The sequence below is a fragment of the Kutzneria sp. CA-103260 genome (genome assembly GCF_018263855.1).
In the GTDB taxonomy this organism is placed as follows: Bacteria; Actinomycetota; Actinomycetes; order Mycobacteriales; family Pseudonocardiaceae; genus Kutzneria.
Genome location: NZ_CP073318.1, coordinates 5394325 through 5410434 on the forward strand (window position 1 = coordinate 5394325; position 16110 = coordinate 5410434).

16 protein-coding genes are annotated in these 16110 nt (G+C 71.0%); 8 read left to right on the plus strand and 8 right to left on the minus strand.

What is annotated here, in order from left to right; genetic code table 11:
* Genes JJ691_RS23455 through JJ691_RS23465 form a run of 3 tightly spaced genes read left to right on the plus strand, consistent with a single transcriptional unit; the run spans position 1 to position 2618 of the window.
* On the plus strand, positions 1 to 903 hold the full coding sequence (locus tag JJ691_RS23455) for a LysR family transcriptional regulator (protein WP_305875234.1): 903 nt from the start codon (positions 1 to 3) through the stop codon (positions 901 to 903).
* Positions 904 to 907: 4 nt separating this feature from the next.
* Positions 908 to 2185, plus strand: coding sequence for a glycosyltransferase (locus JJ691_RS23460; RefSeq protein WP_211770863.1), 1278 nt, complete (start codon positions 908 to 910; stop codon positions 2183 to 2185).
* Positions 2186 to 2195: 10 nt separating this feature from the next.
* Positions 2196 to 2618 (plus strand): MarR family winged helix-turn-helix transcriptional regulator, encoded by a 423-nt coding sequence (locus JJ691_RS23465; RefSeq protein ID WP_211770864.1) that lies wholly within the window; start codon positions 2196 to 2198, stop codon positions 2616 to 2618.
* Here JJ691_RS23465 and JJ691_RS23470 read toward each other — a convergent pair.
* A complete protein-coding gene (locus tag JJ691_RS23470; RefSeq protein WP_211770865.1) occupies positions 2615 to 3574 on the minus strand; it encodes a quinone oxidoreductase family protein in 960 nt (319 codons plus the stop codon). The genes JJ691_RS23465 and JJ691_RS23470 overlap by 4 nt on opposite strands.
* A gap of 47 nt (positions 3575 to 3621) precedes the next feature.
* Between JJ691_RS23470 and JJ691_RS23475 the strand changes: the two genes are divergently transcribed.
* A complete protein-coding gene (locus JJ691_RS23475; RefSeq protein ID WP_211770866.1) occupies positions 3622 to 4236 on the plus strand; it encodes a TetR/AcrR family transcriptional regulator C-terminal domain-containing protein in 615 nt (204 codons plus the stop codon).
* A 52-nt stretch (positions 4237 to 4288) separates the two neighbouring features.
* Here JJ691_RS23475 and JJ691_RS23480 read toward each other — a convergent pair whose 3' ends face one another.
* Together JJ691_RS23480 and JJ691_RS23485 are read right to left on the minus strand one after the other, a co-directional pair.
* Positions 4289 to 4654 (minus strand): YciI family protein, encoded by a 366-nt coding sequence (locus JJ691_RS23480; RefSeq protein WP_211770867.1) that lies wholly within the window; start codon positions 4652 to 4654, stop codon positions 4289 to 4291.
* 94 nt (positions 4655 to 4748) lie between these two features.
* Positions 4749 to 5411, minus strand: coding sequence for an alpha/beta fold hydrolase (locus JJ691_RS23485; RefSeq protein ID WP_211770868.1), 663 nt, complete (start codon positions 5409 to 5411; stop codon positions 4749 to 4751).
* A gap of 59 nt (positions 5412 to 5470) precedes the next feature.
* Here JJ691_RS23485 and JJ691_RS23490 point away from each other — a divergent pair, with 59 nt between their 5' ends.
* The 4 genes from JJ691_RS23490 to JJ691_RS23505 all read left to right on the plus strand — a co-directional run bounded on the left by JJ691_RS23490 (position 5471) and on the right by JJ691_RS23505 (position 10827).
* Positions 5471 to 6424, plus strand: coding sequence for a helix-turn-helix transcriptional regulator (locus JJ691_RS23490; RefSeq protein WP_211770869.1), 954 nt, complete (start codon positions 5471 to 5473; stop codon positions 6422 to 6424).
* Positions 6425 to 6480: 56 nt separating this feature from the next.
* Positions 6481 to 7332, plus strand: a complete 852-nt coding sequence (locus JJ691_RS23495) for an LLM class flavin-dependent oxidoreductase (RefSeq protein WP_211770870.1) — start codon at positions 6481 to 6483, stop codon at positions 7330 to 7332.
* 432 nt (positions 7333 to 7764) lie between these two features.
* Entirely contained in the window at positions 7765 to 8811 is a 1047-nt protein-coding gene (locus JJ691_RS23500; protein ID WP_211770871.1) for a Gfo/Idh/MocA family protein, read from the plus strand.
* A gap of 138 nt (positions 8812 to 8949) precedes the next feature.
* A complete protein-coding gene (locus JJ691_RS23505; RefSeq protein WP_211770872.1) occupies positions 8950 to 10827 on the plus strand; it encodes a glycoside hydrolase family 32 protein in 1878 nt (625 codons plus the stop codon).
* 85 nt (positions 10828 to 10912) lie between these two features.
* On the opposite strand, the gene JJ691_RS23510 is transcribed toward JJ691_RS23505, so the two are convergent.
* Genes JJ691_RS23510 through fae form a run of 5 tightly spaced genes read right to left on the minus strand, consistent with a single transcriptional unit; the run spans position 10913 to position 16025 of the window.
* Positions 10913 to 12040: an iron-containing alcohol dehydrogenase family protein gene (locus JJ691_RS23510; protein ID WP_211770873.1), complete on the minus strand. Its 1128-nt coding sequence runs from the start codon at positions 12038 to 12040 to the stop codon at positions 10913 to 10915.
* A complete protein-coding gene (locus JJ691_RS23515) occupies positions 12019 to 12924 on the minus strand; it encodes an NAD(P)-dependent oxidoreductase (protein WP_211770874.1) in 906 nt (301 codons plus the stop codon). Before JJ691_RS23515 ends, JJ691_RS23510 begins: the two co-directional genes overlap by 22 nt.
* 10 nt (positions 12925 to 12934) lie before the next feature.
* Positions 12935 to 14416, minus strand: a complete 1482-nt coding sequence (locus tag JJ691_RS23520; RefSeq protein WP_249228134.1) for an aldehyde dehydrogenase — start codon at positions 14414 to 14416, stop codon at positions 12935 to 12937.
* Entirely contained in the window at positions 14413 to 15525 is a 1113-nt protein-coding gene (locus tag JJ691_RS23525) for a mandelate racemase/muconate lactonizing enzyme family protein (RefSeq protein WP_211770875.1), read from the minus strand. The genes JJ691_RS23520 and JJ691_RS23525 overlap by 4 nt, the downstream gene beginning before the upstream one ends.
* A complete protein-coding gene (fae, locus tag JJ691_RS23530) occupies positions 15525 to 16025 on the minus strand; it encodes a formaldehyde-activating enzyme (RefSeq protein WP_211770876.1) in 501 nt (166 codons plus the stop codon). The genes JJ691_RS23525 and fae overlap by 1 nt, the downstream gene beginning before the upstream one ends.
* Between the last annotated feature and the right edge of the window lie 85 nt (positions 16026 to 16110).

Genomic DNA, 16110 nt, shown 5'->3' on the forward strand with positions numbered 1-16110 from the left:
ATGAGTGACCTGGAGGTGCGGCAGCTCCGCTATTTCGTCGCGGTCGCCGAGGAACTGCACTTCGGGCGGGCGGCGGAGCGGCTGGGCATGGCGCAGCCGCCGCTGTCGCGGGCGATCCGGGACCTGGAACGGCAACTGGGCGTGCAACTGCTGGTGCGCACGACCCGGCAGGTCACGCTCACCAGCGCCGGCGAGGTGCTGCTGCGTGACGGCCGCGCTGTGCTGGACGCGGTCAAAGCGGCCGAGAGGCGGGCCCAGCACGCCGGCAACCCGGAGCCCTCGCTGCGCCTGGCGCTCAAGGCCGACTACGACGCGGGGCTGCTGCCGAAGATCCTGGCTCTGTACGAGCAAGACGACGCCGCCATCCCGGTGTCGGTGCAGCTGGGTGGCCGAGGCGAGCAGCCGCCGGCGCTGCGGGAGGGCCGGGCCGACGTCGCGCTGCTCCCGCTGCCGTTCGACGACCGGGACCTGGACTTCGAGCCGCTGGTGACCGAGCCCAGGCTGGTGGCGCTGCCGGCGACTGACCCGCTGGCCGCCCGGGACACCCTGTGCCTGGCGGACCTGGACGGGCTGCCGCAGCCGGACGATCTGCGACCCCGGCGGCAGCTGGACATCGCGCAGATCTTCAGCCTGGTCGAGCTGGGCCGGCTCGTCTGGTTCCCGCCGGAGTCGGTGGCACGCCGGCATGTCCGGCCGGGCATCGCCTACCGGCCGGTCATCGACATCTCGCCGAGCACGCTCGCGGTGGCCTGGCCCCGGGAGACGCGGTCGCCGGCCGTGGCCGCGTTCGTGCGGGCGGCCATGGCCGTCGCGAGCGACGACATACGGGCAGACAGTCGTGCCGACCCGGGAAAGGCGCCGCCGGTTCGCGACGGTTCGACGGTGGGTCGCCCCCTACCGTGACGCCATGCATGCCCTGTTCGCCAGCATCCCGCAAGCCGGCCACACCGCGCCGTTGCTGCCCATCGCCCGTGAGCTGACGGCGCGCGGCCACCGGGTCCGCTGGTGCGGCGGCCGGCAGTTCGCCGACCGGATCCGGTCCACCGGCGCGGAGTTCACGCCGATGTCCGAGACGATCGACCACAATGGACGAAGCGTGGACGAGGTCTTCCCGGAGCGGCAGGCGCTTCGCGGCCTGGCCAAGCTCCGCAACGACCTGTGCTCGGTGTTCATCGAGCCGATCCCGGTGCAGCTGGCCGACTTGCGGCGGCTGCACGCGGAGCAGCCGGCCGATCTGATCGTGAACGACATGGGTTTCGGCGGTGCGCTGTCGTTCGCCGCGCTGGACGGGCCGCCGTCGATCAGCGTCGGCATCGGCCCGATGACCCTGGCCAGCCCGCACACCGCCCCGTTCGGGCTGGGCCTGCAACCCGGCTCGGGCGCGGTGAGCCGACTGCGCAACCGGGCGCTGCAGACGTTGCTGGACCGGGTGGTCCTGCGCGAGGTGCACGACCGGTTGGCCGAAGTCCAGCGCTCCCTCGGCCTACCGCCGACCGGCGGCGGCCTGAGCGGACTGTCGCCGCATCTGCACCTGCACAACGGTTTGGCCGAGTTCGAGCACCCGCGGCCGGACCTGCCGTCGCAGGTGCACTTCGTCGGCGCGCTGGTGGATCCCGTGGCGTCCAAGGAAGTTCCGTCCTGGTGGGCGGACGTCGAGAACACCGACCGGCCGATCGTGCACGTCACCCAGGGCACCGTGGCCGACACGGAACTCGGCGACCTGGTGCTGCCGACGCTGGCGGCACTGGCCGACCTGGACGTGCTGGTGGTGGCCAGCGTCGGCCGGCAGACGCCGGACACCGTGCCGGCCAACGCCCGGGTGGCGCCGTTCCTGCCCTACGACCGATTGCTGCCCCGACTGTCGGTGATGGTCACCAACGGCGGCTTCGGCGGCGTGCAACAGGCGCTGTCGCACGGGGTTCCGCTGGTCGTCGCCGGCACGACCGAGGACAAGCCGGAGGTCGCCGCCCGGGTCGCCCGCGCCGGCGTCGGGGTGAACCTGCGGACCGGCAAGCCCAAGCCGGCCGCCATCCGCGCGGCCGTCCAGCGGCTGCTCGACACCTCCGAGATCAGGTCCAACGCACGGCGGATGGCCAAGCTGTTCCGGGCCCAGGACGCGGCCCGGAACTCGGCCGACCTGATCGAGCGCTTCCACGTGGAATCCGGGATGCAGCACTCCCGCTAGGCTGGCCTGCATGGACGTCGAGGAACTGGCCGCCGCGCTGCAGGACAGCATCGGTCTGCTCGCGCGCCGGCTGCGCCAGACCTCGACGCCCGGCGAGCTGACGCTGCCCGAGCGGTCGGCACTGTCCCGTTTGGACCGCGGCGGCTCGGCCACGTCGGCGGAGCTGGCCCGGGCCGAGCAGATCACGCCCCAGGCCATGGCCACCACCATCAGCGGCCTGGAGCAGCGGGGCCTGGTCGAGCGGCGCAACGACCCGCACGACGGACGTCGGATCATCATGTCGCTGAGCGAGTCCGGCCGGGAAGTGTTGCGGCGCAAGCGAGCCGCGCACGCCCAGCAGCTCGCCGCCGCGCTGGCCGCCTTCTCCGGCGACGAGCTGGACGTGCTGGCCGCCGCCGCGCCGCTGATCGAGCGCATGGCCGAGGGGATCTAGGGCGCCAGCACGATCTTGCCCCGGCTGGCCCGGGATTCCATGATCCGGTGCGCCTCGGCCGCCTGCTCCAGCGGCAGGATGGCGTGGATGGCCGGCTTCAGAGCGCCCCGGGTGTGCAGGTCCCAGAGTTCCTGGCGGTGCCGCGCGTAGACCTCCGGGCGACGGGACGCGAGGTGGGCCATGGCGAAGCCGATAACGCCACGGGCGTTATATCGCAGCTCGTTGACGTCGACCGGCTGCCCGGCGGCGTTGAACGAGACGAGCCGGCCGAACGGCGCGAGCTGTTGCAGGGCCGCGTTTTGTGCCTCGCCACCAGCCCCGTCGAGCACCACGTCGACCGGTTCGGTGGTCTGGTCGTAGCGGATGACCTCGTGCGCGCCGACGCCCCGCAGGAAGTCGGCCTTGCTGTCGTCACCGACCGCCGCGACAACCCGGCTCGCGCCGAAGGCGTTGGCCAGCTGGATCGCGAGGTTGCCGACGCTGCCGGCCGCGGCGGTGATCAACACGCTCTCGCCGGCCTGGAACGCGCCGGCCCGCAGAGCACCGAGGGCGACCTGGCCGCTGCGGACCAGGGCAACTGCCGTGGCGTCATCGACGGCGTCCGGGACCGGGGCCAGGAACGGGGCGGCGACCGTGACGTACTCGGCGTAGGCACCGGTGAAGGCCAGGCCGGCGGCGCGCTGGCCGATCTCCCAGCCGGTGACGTTCTTGCCGATCGCCGCCACCCGGCCGACCACTTCACCGCCGGGCACGTGCGGGAGTTCAGCGCTGTCCGCCCTGGTCAGGCGCACGACCGGCAGGCTGACGCCAATTGCCCGAACCTCGACCAGCAGCTCGTTCTCCCCCGGCACCGGGCGCGACGCCTCGTCGACTTCCAGGACCTCCGGGCCGCCGTGCCGGCGATGGACAACTCGACGCATTCCCCCACCTTCTTCAACACCGTTGAACTTCAACACCGTTGAAGTTTGCGGCATACTGGTGGCGGCCGTCAACTGGAGGTGTCGTGCGAATCAATCGCGAGCAGGTGCTGGCCGCCGCGCTCGACCTGCTCGACGAGGCCGGGCTGGACCAGCTCTCAATGCGGCGGCTGGCCACCGCGCTGGGCGTGCAGAACGGGGCGACCTACTGGCATTTCCGCAGCAAACAGGCCCTGTTGGAGGCGATGGCCGACGAGCTGCTGGCCGGTGTCGCCGACGTCACGGAGCTGCCCTGGGAGGCTCGGGTCACCGAGCTCGCCACCCGGCTGCGCCGCGCGCTGCTGGCCCGCCGCGACGGGGCTCGGGTGTTCTCCGGCGTCTTCTTCCCGCTGCCCAACGCCTTGGCCTACGGCAACGCCCTGATCGGGGCGCTGCTGGAGGCCGGCCTGTCGCCGAAGGACGCGGCGTGGACCGCCGACACCGTGACGTATCACGTTGTCGCGCACACCATCGAGGAGCAGCTGGCCGCCGAGGGCCCGGACCGTCTTGAGGCCGCCGTTGACCCCGTGCGGCATCCGCATCTGCACGCCGCGCTGGCCCACGTGCCCTCGCCGCATCCGGAGCAGCACTTCCACCACGGGCTGCGGCTGATCGTCGCCGGAATCCGCGCGGAAGTCGCCGCCACAGCACCGGATCGCTAGCCGACCGGCCGCGGCCGGTCGGGTCGCGCCGACCCGACCGGCCCGCTGATCGTCAGCCCTGCTGAAGGTCCTCGAACTCGACGACCTGGCGGACCTCGACCTCGATCTCGGTGAACAGCGCGGCGTACTCCTCGGCGTAGGCCACGGCCTGCGCCCGGTCGGCCGCGTTGATCAGCGCGAAGCCGCCGATGACCTCCTTGGCCTCGGTGAACGGCCCGTCGGTGGCGGTGGTCGCCCCGGCGCTGGTCTTGCGGACCAGGGCGCCCTTCACCGACGGGTGCACCCCCTCGGCGGTGATCAGAATGCCGCGGGCCATCCAGTCCTGGATCTTCGCGCCCATCTGCTCAATGAACTCCGGGCTCGGGTTCCAGGCCTCGGGCAGGCTCTCGTCCATCCGGTGCACCATGAGAAACCGCATGCCGTGCTCCTAGCGTCAGTGGTCGGGATCGCCCCAACCCTCACCTGCGCGTCGAGCAGCCGCACCCGGAATCGACACGTTTCCGCGAGCAAATTCAGACCAGCAGGCGGGCCAGCTCGGCGGGCCGGGTGACCATCGGCCAGTGCCCGGAGTCGATGTCCACCAGCTCCAGGTGCTTGGCCGCGGCCAGTTCTCCGCCGGCGATCCATTCCCGCGCCTGCGCCGGGCTGAACTCGGGGCAGATCAGCGTGACCGGCACGTCGAACCGGCGCTCCTCCCCGTATCGCACGACCCCGTTGGCCACGCCCGCCGGCACCGGGATCGCCGCGGCGGCCAGGCGATCCCGGGCCGCCCCGTCCAGATCGACGATGTCCGGCCCCTCGAACGGCCCCCAGCCCGGGAAGGCCATCACGCCGTCGCGAATCTCGAAGAAGTCCGCATACGGTTGACCGTCGGCGGTAGGGAAGCCGCCGATCAGCACCACCCGGGCGACCCGGTCCGGCCGCGCGTCGGCGGCCAGCCACGCCAGCGTGCAGGCGGCGGAATGCCCCACCACCACCGGCTTCTCGGCCGCACTGTCCACAGCGGACAGGACGGCGGCCAGCTGGTCGTCGAGGGTGGCGGCGGCGTTGCCGTCGCCCTGGCCGGGCAGCGTGAGCGGCACAGCCCGGTGACCTAGCCGCTCCAGTTCCGACACGACATCAGCCCAGGCGGCGGACCCGTCCAGCCACAGGCCAGCTGCGAGCACAAGTTCCATGAGCGGCACCGTAGGGGCAATTCCGGACGTTCTACTTCCGGTTCGCCTAGCCTGCCGGGGTGAGCACGGACATCAGCCCCACCGCACGGGCGCTGCGGACCCTGGAAATCCTCCAGACCCGCCCCGGCACCACCGCCGACGAGCTGGCCCAGCGGCTGGGCGTGACCGAACGGGCCGCCCGCCGCTACGTCGGCATCCTGCGCGAAGCCGGCATCCCCGTCGAGTCGGTGCGCGGTCCGCACGGCGGATACACGCTGGGGCGCGGCATGAAGCTGCCGCCCATCGTCTTCACCCAGGCCGAGGCCCTGGTGCTGGTGATGGCCGTGCTCGACGGCCAGCCGGCCGGCGACGACCTGCTCGGCGGCGCCCTGGGCAAGGTCATCCGGGCCCTGCCGGACAGTGTCGGCCGGCAGGCCGCCGCCCTGCGCGAGCACGCCGCCGCCGCGCCCGACCGCAACGCCGCCCGACCGGATCCGGCCACCACCAGCGCGCTCGTCGCCGCCGTCGCAGCCGGCCGCAGTGTTGTCGTCACCTATCGCAGCGAGGGCGGCAACGAATGGACGACCGAGGTCGATCCGTGGGCGGTGGTCGTGCGGCACGGGCGCTGGTACGTGTTGTGTATGTCCCATCGGGCACAGGCTGTCCGCACCTACCGCATCGACCGGGTGCGGTCTGTCGAGCAGACCTCACACGTCTTCGAGCCGCCCGCGGACCTCGACCCCGTCCGGTCGCTGGAGGAGAACCTGGGCGCGGGTTGGGAGTTCCCCACCCGGGTGGTCTTCGACGCGCCGGTCGAGCAGGTCGCGCCGTGGATCCGCGGCCCGATGGGACGGCTGGAGCCGGCCGGCGAGGGCTGCGTTCTGGTCGGCAGCACCAACAATCCCACCATGTACGCCCAGGAGTGGCTGGCCACCATCTCGCTGCCGTTCCGCGTCGAGGGCGGCCCGGAGCTGCGCGCCGCCATGGCCACGCTCGTCGCCCGGCTGACAGCATCGCTGACAGTCATGGAGTGATACAGTCAAGATAAGTTACTATTGAGCTCTCAACCTCAACTGAGGAGCAGGACGCGATGAAGATCGGCATCGGCCTCCCCAACCAGGTGCGCGACGTCAACCCGGCGATCATCCCGACCTGGGCGCAGCGCGCGGAGCGGGCGGGCTTCTCGACCCTGGGCACGATCGGCCGGATCGCCTATCCCGGCGTGATGGACACTGTCGCGCTGGCCGCCGCGGCCGGCGCCACCAGCACCATCGGTCTGACCACCAACATCCTGCTGGCCACCGTGTGGCCGGGCAAGCTGCTGGCCAAGGAGCTCGCCGGCATCGACGGGGTGTCCGGCGGGCGGCTCACCGTCGGCATCGGCCTCGGCGGCCGGCCGGACGACTTCGTGGTCGACGGGCTCGGGTCCAGGGGCCTGGGCAAGCGCCTGGACGCCGACCTGGCGGACTACCGGGAACTGTGGACCGGCCAGCCGGTCGGCGGCGGCGACAACCCCGGTGTGCCGGCCGGCTCCCGCGAGGTGCCGCTGCTGATCGGCGGCATGGCGCCGGCCTCCTTCACCCGCATGGCCAAGTGGGGCGTCGGCTACATCGCCGGCGGCGGGGCGGCCTCGGACGTCGCCGGCTTCTTCGAGCAGGCCCGCGCGGCGTGGCAGGAGGCCGGCCGGCCCGGCCAGCCGCGCCTGGTCGCCCTCGCCTATTTCGCCCTGGGCCGCCCCGACGAAGGCCGGGCCAAGCTGCACGACTACTACTCCATCATGGGTGACTACGCCGACCACGTCGCGGCCGGCATGAGCGGCGACACCGACGCCGTGCGGGCGACTATCGCGGCCTTCGCCGAGATCGGCGCCGATGAGCTGATCCTCTCCCCCGGCACCGCCGACATCGACGACGTCGAGCGCCTGGCCGAGATCGCGCTCTAGGGCCGCCGGAACAGCGCGGTCCACAGGAACGGCACGCCGAACAGCGGGGTGTCGGCGTGCTGTTCCGTCATCAGCCGAAGCTCGACCGGCTCCAGGTCGGAGAAGATCCACCGCAGCGACTCGGGGGTGTAGCCGACGCCGCCGCCGAGCGACGGTTCGCGGTAGAAGTCGCTGTCGGAATGGCTGGAGCCCTCCTCGGCGGTGAAGCAGGTGAGGGCGAAGTGCCCGCCCCGGCTCGATCAGCCCGCGTTCCAGGTAGGCCACCAGGTTCTCGTCCGGCTTGGCCGCGAAGAACGGCACCGGCCGGGACCGGTCGGCGTAGAAGTCGTCCCACCGGGCGGCGTCGGTGTCGGTGAACAGGCCGTCCAGCAGTCGCAGCAGGTCGTCGACGGTGCGCGTGTGTCGGTCCACGGTTGATCCTATCGTGGTGGCGTGACTGGATTCGCGATCGTGGGAACGGGCTGGCGGGCGGAGTTCTTCTGGCGGCTGGCGGCGGAGCTGGCCGACCTGGAATGCGTCGGGGTGGTGTCCCGCAGCCGCAGCGACCTGCCGGTGCCGGTGTTCCGGACAGTGGACGAGTGTCTGGCGGCCAAGCCGTCGTTCGTGGTGACGGCGACACCGTGGGCGGTGACGCCGGGGCTGGTGGCAGAGCTGGCCGAGCGTGGGGTGCCGGTGCTTGCGGAGACGCCGCCGGCGCCGGATCTGGCCGGGCTGCGGGACTTGTGGGCCAAGGTGGGGTCGACGGGCCTGGTCCAGGTGGCGGAGCAGTACACCCGGATGCCCGCCCACGCGGCCCGGTTGGCGTTGGTGCGCAAGGGAATTGTCGGCGAGCCGACCAGGGTGGACGTGTCGTCGACGCACCAGTACCACGCGGTGTCGCTGATCCGCACGCTGCTGGGCATCGGCCGGGGCCGGGCCGACGTGCGGGCGGTGCGGACCATCGCCCGGCTGACCGACCCACTCAGCCGCGACGGCTGGGCCGAGCCGGCCGAGGTGAAGGACGCGACGACGATCATCGCCACCATCGAGTTCGACGGCGGCGGCCTCGGGGTCTACGACTTCACCGACAACCAGTGGCACAACCAGCTGCTGATGCGGCGTCTGCTCGTCCGGGGCACGCTGGGTGAGTTGCGGGACAACGAGGTCGTGCGCCTGACCGCGCCGAAGACCATCGCCCGCACCGAGATCGTCCGCCGGCAGACCGGCTACGACCTGGACCTGGACGGCTTCGACACCGACCACATCACCTTCGGCGACGAGGTGCTGTACCGCAACCCCTATCAGGGCAAGCGGTGGAACGACGAGGAAATCGCCATCGCCACCCTGTTGCAGGACATGGGAAGTTGGGTCCGCGGCGACGGCCCCGAGCCCTACCCGCTGGCCGACGGCATCCAGGACCACCGGATCGCGCTGGCCATCGAGGAGGCGGCGGACAGCGGGCTCGCCGCCCGCGTGGACGACGAGCCCTGGCACGACTGACCGGCCGGAAGAGGCGGCGAGCGGCCACAGTGGAGGGTCGCCCGCCGGTGTTTGCGCAAATCGTTGTCGCCGGCCGGTGCGCGGAGCACTCTGGTCCGGCCCGATCCCAGCGAGGGGATCGTCCCGTGGGGAGGCTCGATGAAGCGCCGTGACCTGCTCCGCTCCAGCATCGCTTCCGGACTCGGCATCACCCTGTCGACCATCGCCCCGTCGACGCTGCCCCGCGCCGCGGCGTCGCCTGACACGAGATCGACCTCCGGCGACATCGTGGTCGCCGACTTCGAGAGCGCCGACTGGGCCGGCTGGAGCGTGCAGGGCACGGCCTTCGGCAGCGGACCGGTGCACGGCGTGGCCAAGTTGACGTCGATGGATGTCTACGCCTTCCACGGCGACGGGGTGGCCAGCAGCGAACTTCAGGGCGACGGCCTGACCGGGACCATCACCTCACCGGAGTTCACCATCCAGCGCCGCTACCTCGCGTTCGGCATCGGCGGCGGCGACTACGAGTACGTGACCTGCCTGAACCTGGTGGTAGACGGGCAGGTCGTGCGCAGCGCCACCGGGCGGAACACCGACACGCTGATGCCGGACAGCTGGGACGTCGGCGAGTTGGCCGGGCGCACCGCCCGGATCCAGCTCGTCGACAACGCGAGTGGCGACTGGGGACACGTGATCGTGGACCACGTCGTGCAGACGGATCATCCCGAGCAGTTACCGGCCGCCACTCAGCCCCGGTACGGCGAGACCTGGCGGCCGCAGGTGCACTTCACCGCGCGGCAGTGGGCGATGACCCGGCTCGATCCCGGGCAGCGGCAAGAAGGTTGGCTCAACGACCTCAACGGTCTGGTGTACTACGACGGCGAGTACCACCTGTTCGCGCAGCGGTGGAACAAGTGCTGGATCCACGCCGTGAGCCGGGATCTGGTGCACTGGACCGAACTCGCGCCCGCCTTCTTCGAGGAGTCGCTGGGCACCGGCGTGCAGTCCGGCTCGGTGGTGATCGACTACGGCAACACCTCGCGACTGTCCCCCGATCCGAACACTCTGCCGATGGTCGCCTTCTGGGCCCGCAACGACAATCAGAGCCAGTGCCTGTCCTACAGCCTCGACCATGGCCGAACCTGGCGGCACTACGCCGGAAACCCGGTGCTGGTCATGCCCGAGCGGGATCCCAAGGTGTTCTGGTACGCGCCGGGCAAGCACTGGGTGATGATGCTGTACGGCGGCGGGCAGTACCACATCCTGACCTCGCCGGACCTGCTGCACTGGACCGACACCGGCAATCCGGTGCCCGACAGCTACGAGTGCCCGGACTTCTTCGAGCTGCCGGTCGACGGCGGCACGAAGTGGGTTCTGGTGCGGGGCAACGGCTACTACTCGATCGGCGATTTCGACGGCACTCGTTTCACCGAGCAGACCAAACAGCTGCCCTCCGACACCGGGCCCCACTTCTACGCCACCCAGACCTGGAACAACACCGAGACCGGCGACGGGCGACGGATCCAGGCGGCGTGGATGCGCGGCGGTTCGTATCCGCGCATGCCGTTCAACCAGCAAGTCACTTTCCCGTGCGAACTCACGCTGCACACCGTCGGTGGCGCGCCGCGCCTGTTCCGCAAGCCCGTCGCCGAACTGGCCTCCCTGCACGCCGGCGGCACGACATGGTCCGGTTCGCCGGCCCCGGGCAAGGTCGTCACGCTGACCCCGAGCACCGGCGCTTTCCACATCCTGCTCGACGCAGCGATTCCCAACGGTGCGACGCTCACGCTCACCGTCTTCGGCGTGCCGATCGTGGCCACCGCCCGTGGCGTCAATGACCAACAGCTCGCCGAACCGTTGACAGCACTGGAGATCCTTGTCGACCGCACCTCCATCGAGGTCTTCGCCAACGACGGCGAGGTCTCCATCTCGCGCTGCTACCTGCCCAACGACAGCGGCATCACGATCACCGCGTCCGGGGGCACGGTCACTGTCAAGTCGACAACCTACAAGCTCACCCCGATCTGGCCCGCCTGAACCCTCGCGAGTCCCGCTCTCGGGCAACTGAATGTCGAGTTCCGGAACTCGCATCATGATTGCTGGAGAGCGGGACTCGCGAGGGCTAGTAGACCTCCCGCAGGAGCTCCAGCACTTCCGGTTCGCTGGGCAGGCGCGGGCTGTTCTTGGTGACGGCGTCGGCGACGGTGGCGGCAGCCATGGCCGGCAGCAGCTCCGTCGTCGCACCGAGTTCCCGCAGCGGGCGCTTGATCTCCACCACGCCACAGAGTTCCCGCACGGCCCCGATGGCGTCAGCGACCTGCATGGCCCGCGCGGCCTCGGCGTAGGCGTCGGCCGCCTCGACGAGGCTGAACTGCATGACCTCCTCGAACACTGCCGCCAAGGCGATGCCGTGGGGCGTGCCGGTGTGCGCGGTGAGGGCATGCCCCATGCCGTGCACGAGACCTAGGCCGGAGATGGTCAGCGCCCGGCCGGCGAGGTGGGCGCCGAGCATAAGCTGCGACCGGGCCTCCAGATCGGAACCGTCACGGTAGGCCACGGGCAGCCAGTGGCTGACCAGGGTCACGGCTTGCGTGGCATACGCCTGCGAGAAGGCATTGGCACCACGGGAAGCCAGCGACTCGACACCGTGTACGAGGGCGTCGATCCCGGTCGCCGCGGTGACCCGCGCCGGCAGTCCGAGGACCAGTTCCGGGTCCAGCACGGCGATCCGGGGCTGCACCGACGAGTGTCCGATGTAGACCTTGCGCCGGGCATGGGTGTCCTCGATGACGCCGAAGCCGTTGGTCTCGGCGCCGGTGCCGGACGTCGTCGGGATGGCGATCAGCGGCAGCCCGGGCTCGGCGCCCCAGAGGTTGTCCGCGTCGGCGGCGGCCGACTCCGGGTTGCCGACCAGCAGGGAGATGCCCTTGGCGGCGTCGAGGGGAGAGCCGCCGCCAAGGGCGATGATCACCGCGGAGCCGAAGGCGCGGGCGCGGGCCGCACCCCGGTCGATCTCCACAGTGGACGGATTGGGGGAAATGTCGTCGTGCACGGCGGTTTCCACGCCGGCCGCGTCCAGGATCTTCACGACCCGGTCCACGATGCCCGCGGCCCGCAGGCCGCGGTCGGTGACGACAAACGCACGGGTGAAGCCCAGATCGGCGACGAACTCGGGCAACCGCCGCACCACCCCGGGGCCGAACTCGACCCGGGCGGTGGGCTCGATGCTCAGACCGCCGGCACCAGACACGGCTCGCCTCCCTCGGTCAGCCGGAACTGCTTGCCGGCAAGGGTTTCGTACAGCCGGACGGGGCTCATCTCGCCGGCCAGGTCGCCGTACTGGGCCCGGGCCCGCCGGAATATCTGCTCCACCAGCGCGGACAGCTCGGTGGACACCCCGAGGTCCCGGCCGAGGTCGACCGCGAGCCCGAGATCCTTGCACGCCAGCATCATCGCGAACGAGTCGTCGTAGTCGCCGTTGTTCAGCACCGACAGCACGTCGCTGGCCAGGAAGTTCGACGCAGCCGGGCTGGCCAGCAGCGCGTCGCGCAGCACGGCCAGGTCGACGCCGGCCTTCACGCCCATGGCCAGCACCTCGGAGGTGGCCACCAGGTGGCAGAACCAGAGCAGGTTGATCATGAGCTTGACGGTGTAGCCGGCGCCCAGGCCGCCGACGTGCAGCACCTTCGCCGGGTCGCCCATGACGTGGAACAGCGGCAGCGCCCGAGCGAAGTCTCCGGCGTCACCGCCGACGAAAATCTGCAGCATGCCCGCCTCGGCGCCCTTGGCCATGCCGCTGACCGGGGCGTCCAGCCGGCGGATGCCGACGTGCTCGGCGGCCGCCGGGGTCGAGGTGGACATGTCGATCCACAGCGCGCCCTCGGGTAGCGCGGCGGCGGCTCCGGCCCGCAGCATGACGTCCTCGACGACACGCGGGGTCGGCACCATCGTGATGAAGAAGTCCGCCCCGGCGGCGCATTCCGCCGGGGTGGAGGCCCAGGTCGCGCCCAGAGCCACGTGCTCTTCGGCGGCCTTCTCGCGCACGTCGTGCACGGTGACCTGGTGGCCGGCGAGGATCAGGTGCCGGGCCATGTGTCGCCCCATGTTGCCCAGGCCGACAAAACCAATTCTCATCTGCTGCCTCTCAGCTGCTCAGGTCGATCCAGGTGGTCTTCACTGCGGTGTACGCGTCCAGCGCGTGCAGGGACTTGTCCCGGCCCGCGCCGGTGGCCTTGAAGCCGCCGAACGGGGTGATCACGTCGCTGGCGTCGAAGGTGTTGACCCACACGGTGCCGGCCCGCAGCCGCCGAGCCACCTTGTGCGCCACCGAGATGTCCCGGGTCCACACCGAGGCGGCCAGGCCGAAGTCGGTGTCGTTGGCCAGCCGCACGCCCTCGTCGGCGTCGCCGTCGAAGCCGATCACGGCCAGCACCGGGCCGAAGATCTCCTCGCGGGCCACGGTGTCCTCATTGGACACGTCGGCCAGCACGGTGGGCGCCATGTAGTTGCCGTCCACCACGTCCCCGCCGGTCACGACCCGGGCTCCCTGCGCGACCCCGGTGCGCACGTAGCCGAGAACCTTGGCCAGCTGGGCGGAATCCACGATCGGCCCCATCACGGTGGCCGGGTCGAGCGGGTCGCCGACCTTGAACGTCTCGGCGGTGACCTTGACGATCTCCTCGATCAGCCGGTCCCGCACCGAGTTGTGCACGATCACCCGCGAGCCGGCGTTGCAGGTCTGGCCGGCGTTGTAGAAGATGCCCCAGGCGATCGCCGACGCCGCGGCGCTCAGGTCGGCGTCCGGCAGGACCAGCTGCGGCGACTTGCCGCCGGCCTCCACCGCGACCTGCTTGCCGTTGGACTCGCCGGCGTACACCTGGAACAGGCGGGCCACCTCGGCCGAGCCGGTGAACGCGATCTTGTCCACGTCCGGGTGCCGGCCCAGCGCCTGCCCGGCCTCCTCGCCCAGGCCCGGCACCACGTTCAGCACGCCGTCCGGCAGTCCGGCCTCGGATGCCAAGCGGGACAACACAAGCGCGGCCAGCGACGTCTGCTCGGCCGGCTTGAGCACCACCGAGTTGCCGGTGGCGATGGCCGGCGCGAGCTTCCAGGAGGCGATCAGCAGCGCGTAGTTCCAGGGCACCACCGCGCCGATCACGCCCAGCGGCTCGCGGGTGATCAGCGCCAGCGCGTCGCCGGGGGCCGGCGCGACCTCGTCGTAGGTCTTGTCGATCGTCTCGGCGTACCAGGCGATCGTCTCCGCCGCCTTGGTCGCGTCCACCCGGATCGCCTCGCCGATGGGCTTGCCCATCTCCAGCGTGTCCAACAGCGCCAACTCCTCGGCGTGCTCGACGATCAGCTCGGCCCAGCGCAGCATGATCCGCTTGCGCTCCTTGGGCGGCAGCTCCCGCCACACCCCGCTGTCGAAGGCGGCCCGCGCCGAGCGCACCGCCTCGTCGACGTCTTCCTTGCCACCGGCGGAAACCTGGGCGATCACGCTGCCGTCGCGCGGCGACACGCTGTCGAACGTCCTGCCGGACCGCGCGTCGACGAACCGGCCGCCGATGTGCGGGCGGGTCTCCGGCTCGATCTTCGCCGCGGCGGTCAGCCAGTACTCGTGGTTCATGCGATCCTCCAGCGCCGCACTGCGTCCTCGTCCAGCTCGATGCCCAACCCCGGAGTCTGCGGCACCTCCAGCTCGCCCGCACGGTTGACCATGACCGGTTCGGCCAGCATGAAGTCGCGGCGTTGCGGGGTCCAGCCCGGCGGGTCGAACGGGAACTCGAAGTACGGGCCGCCGCCGACGCCGGCTGCCACGTGCAGGTTGGCCAGCACGCCGATGCCGTTGGTCCAGCTGTGCGGGGTGAACTGCCGGTGCTTGAGCTGGGCCAGCTCGGCTAGTGTGCGGGCGCGGTGCATGCCGATGGCCAGCACCACGTCCATCTGGTAGATGTCGAGCACGTCGTGTTCCAGGTAGCGCAGCAGCTCGGGCAGCGAGTGCTGCATCTCCCCCGCCGCGATGCGCACTCCCGGGTTCTCCGCCCGCAGCGTCTTGAAGCCGTCGAGATCGTTGTACGGCAACGGTTCCTCGACCCAGAAGACGTCCAGCTCGGCCAGCCTCCGGACCAGCTTGCGGGTCTTGACCAGGTCGGAGGCGTTGGCGGTGTCGCCGGCCATCCGCCAGGACTGGTTCAGGTCCACCATGATCTCGAAGCCGTCGCCGAGCGCTTCCCGCACCGCGGCGACCGCCCTGACGCCGTCCTCGACGCGGTCCCGGTCGATCCGGATCTTCATCGCCCGGAAGCCGAGTTCCCGGGCGTGCAGGGCGGTCTCGACCCGCTCGGCCGGCGGCTTGAGCTCGGCCGAGGAGGCGTAGGCCGGCACCGAGTGGGCGGCGTTGCCGAGCAGCGTGGCCACCGGCAGGCCGGCGACCTTGCCGATGATGTCCCACAGCGCGACCTCCACCGGCCAGTAGTAGCCGCCGTGGAAGTTGGCCGTCTCGATCGCCTTGACGTGCCGGACGATGTCCAGCGGGTCCTGGCCGAGGAAGAGGTCCTTGAACGCGTCGAAGCCGTCCATGGTGTCGCCCGAGCCGATGCCGGTGACGCCCTCGTCGGTGTGCACGCGCACGATCGTGGCGTCGAAGCTGGTCCTCGGCTCCGGGTCCCAGGCCGCGCGCAGCGGCGGGTCGAGCTGCAGCCGCAATCGGTCGAGAGTGATGTCCGTGATCTTCATCAGGCGTCCCCAGGTGTGTAGAACGGGTTGTACGCACCGGCTTCCGCCGCCTTGAGCACGTCCTCGACGGTCGGCGTGCCCTCGACCGCCGCCCGGACCGCGCCGAGCGCCGCGTCCCGCTGGTTGCGGTACGACTCGTCCAGGTCGTCGACCGCCGGGTTCACCCAGACCGCCGCGATGATCAGCAGGTTGTCCGGGTCGTCCAGCAGGCCGGCCGCGACCGCGTCGGCCACGCCCTGGGCCAGGCCGGCCTGGGCCGAGCCCCAGATCGCCCGCTCGTGCAGCTCACCCGCCGGCGCAGCCTTGCTGACGAACAGCGTGAACGGCTTCACCGGCACCGATGGCCGCAGCACCGTCACGAACGGCACGTGGCCGGCGCTCGGCGTGGCCAGCGCGGTCGCCCACGCGGACGCCATCGGGCCGTCCTTTCGGCCGAGCACGATGTTGGTGTGGGCGGCATTAGCGCCGTTGCCGACGAATGATTCGCCGATGAGAATCATGAATCCGAATTTAGGTCCGGTCCTCACCGCGGGCAAGCAATCGCAACGCTGGTTGCGCTGCCGCCAACTGGCCGTAGGCTGATCG

What these genes read in the sequence shown, in the direction of transcription:
- JJ691_RS23455 (WP_305875234.1), top strand. Translation starts at nt 1, where the DNA reads ATGAGTGACCTGGAGGTGCGGCAGCTCCGCTATTTCGTCGCGGTCGCC.
- JJ691_RS23460 (WP_211770863.1), top strand. Translation starts at nt 908, where the DNA reads ATGCATGCCCTGTTCGCCAGCATCCCGCAAGCCGGCCACACCGCGCCG.
- JJ691_RS23465 (WP_211770864.1), top strand. Translation starts at nt 2,196, where the DNA reads ATGGACGTCGAGGAACTGGCCGCCGCGCTGCAGGACAGCATCGGTCTG.
- JJ691_RS23480 (WP_211770867.1), bottom strand. Translation starts at nt 4,654, where the DNA reads ATGCGGTTTCTCATGGTGCACCGGATGGACGAGAGCCTGCCCGAGGCC.
- JJ691_RS23485 (WP_211770868.1), bottom strand. Translation starts at nt 5,411, where the DNA reads ATGGAACTTGTGCTCGCAGCTGGCCTGTGGCTGGACGGGTCCGCCGCC.
- JJ691_RS23495 (WP_211770870.1), top strand. Translation starts at nt 6,481, where the DNA reads ATGAAGATCGGCATCGGCCTCCCCAACCAGGTGCGCGACGTCAACCCG.
- JJ691_RS23505 (WP_211770872.1), top strand. Translation starts at nt 8,950, where the DNA reads ATGAAGCGCCGTGACCTGCTCCGCTCCAGCATCGCTTCCGGACTCGGC.
- JJ691_RS23515 (WP_211770874.1), bottom strand. Translation starts at nt 12,924, where the DNA reads ATGAGAATTGGTTTTGTCGGCCTGGGCAACATGGGGCGACACATGGCC.
- JJ691_RS23520 (WP_249228134.1), bottom strand. Translation starts at nt 14,416, where the DNA reads ATGAACCACGAGTACTGGCTGACCGCCGCGGCGAAGATCGAGCCGGAG.
- JJ691_RS23525 (WP_211770875.1), bottom strand. Translation starts at nt 15,525, where the DNA reads ATGAAGATCACGGACATCACTCTCGACCGATTGCGGCTGCAGCTCGAC.
- fae (WP_211770876.1), bottom strand. Translation starts at nt 16,025, where the DNA reads ATGATTCTCATCGGCGAATCATTCGTCGGCAACGGCGCTAATGCCGCC.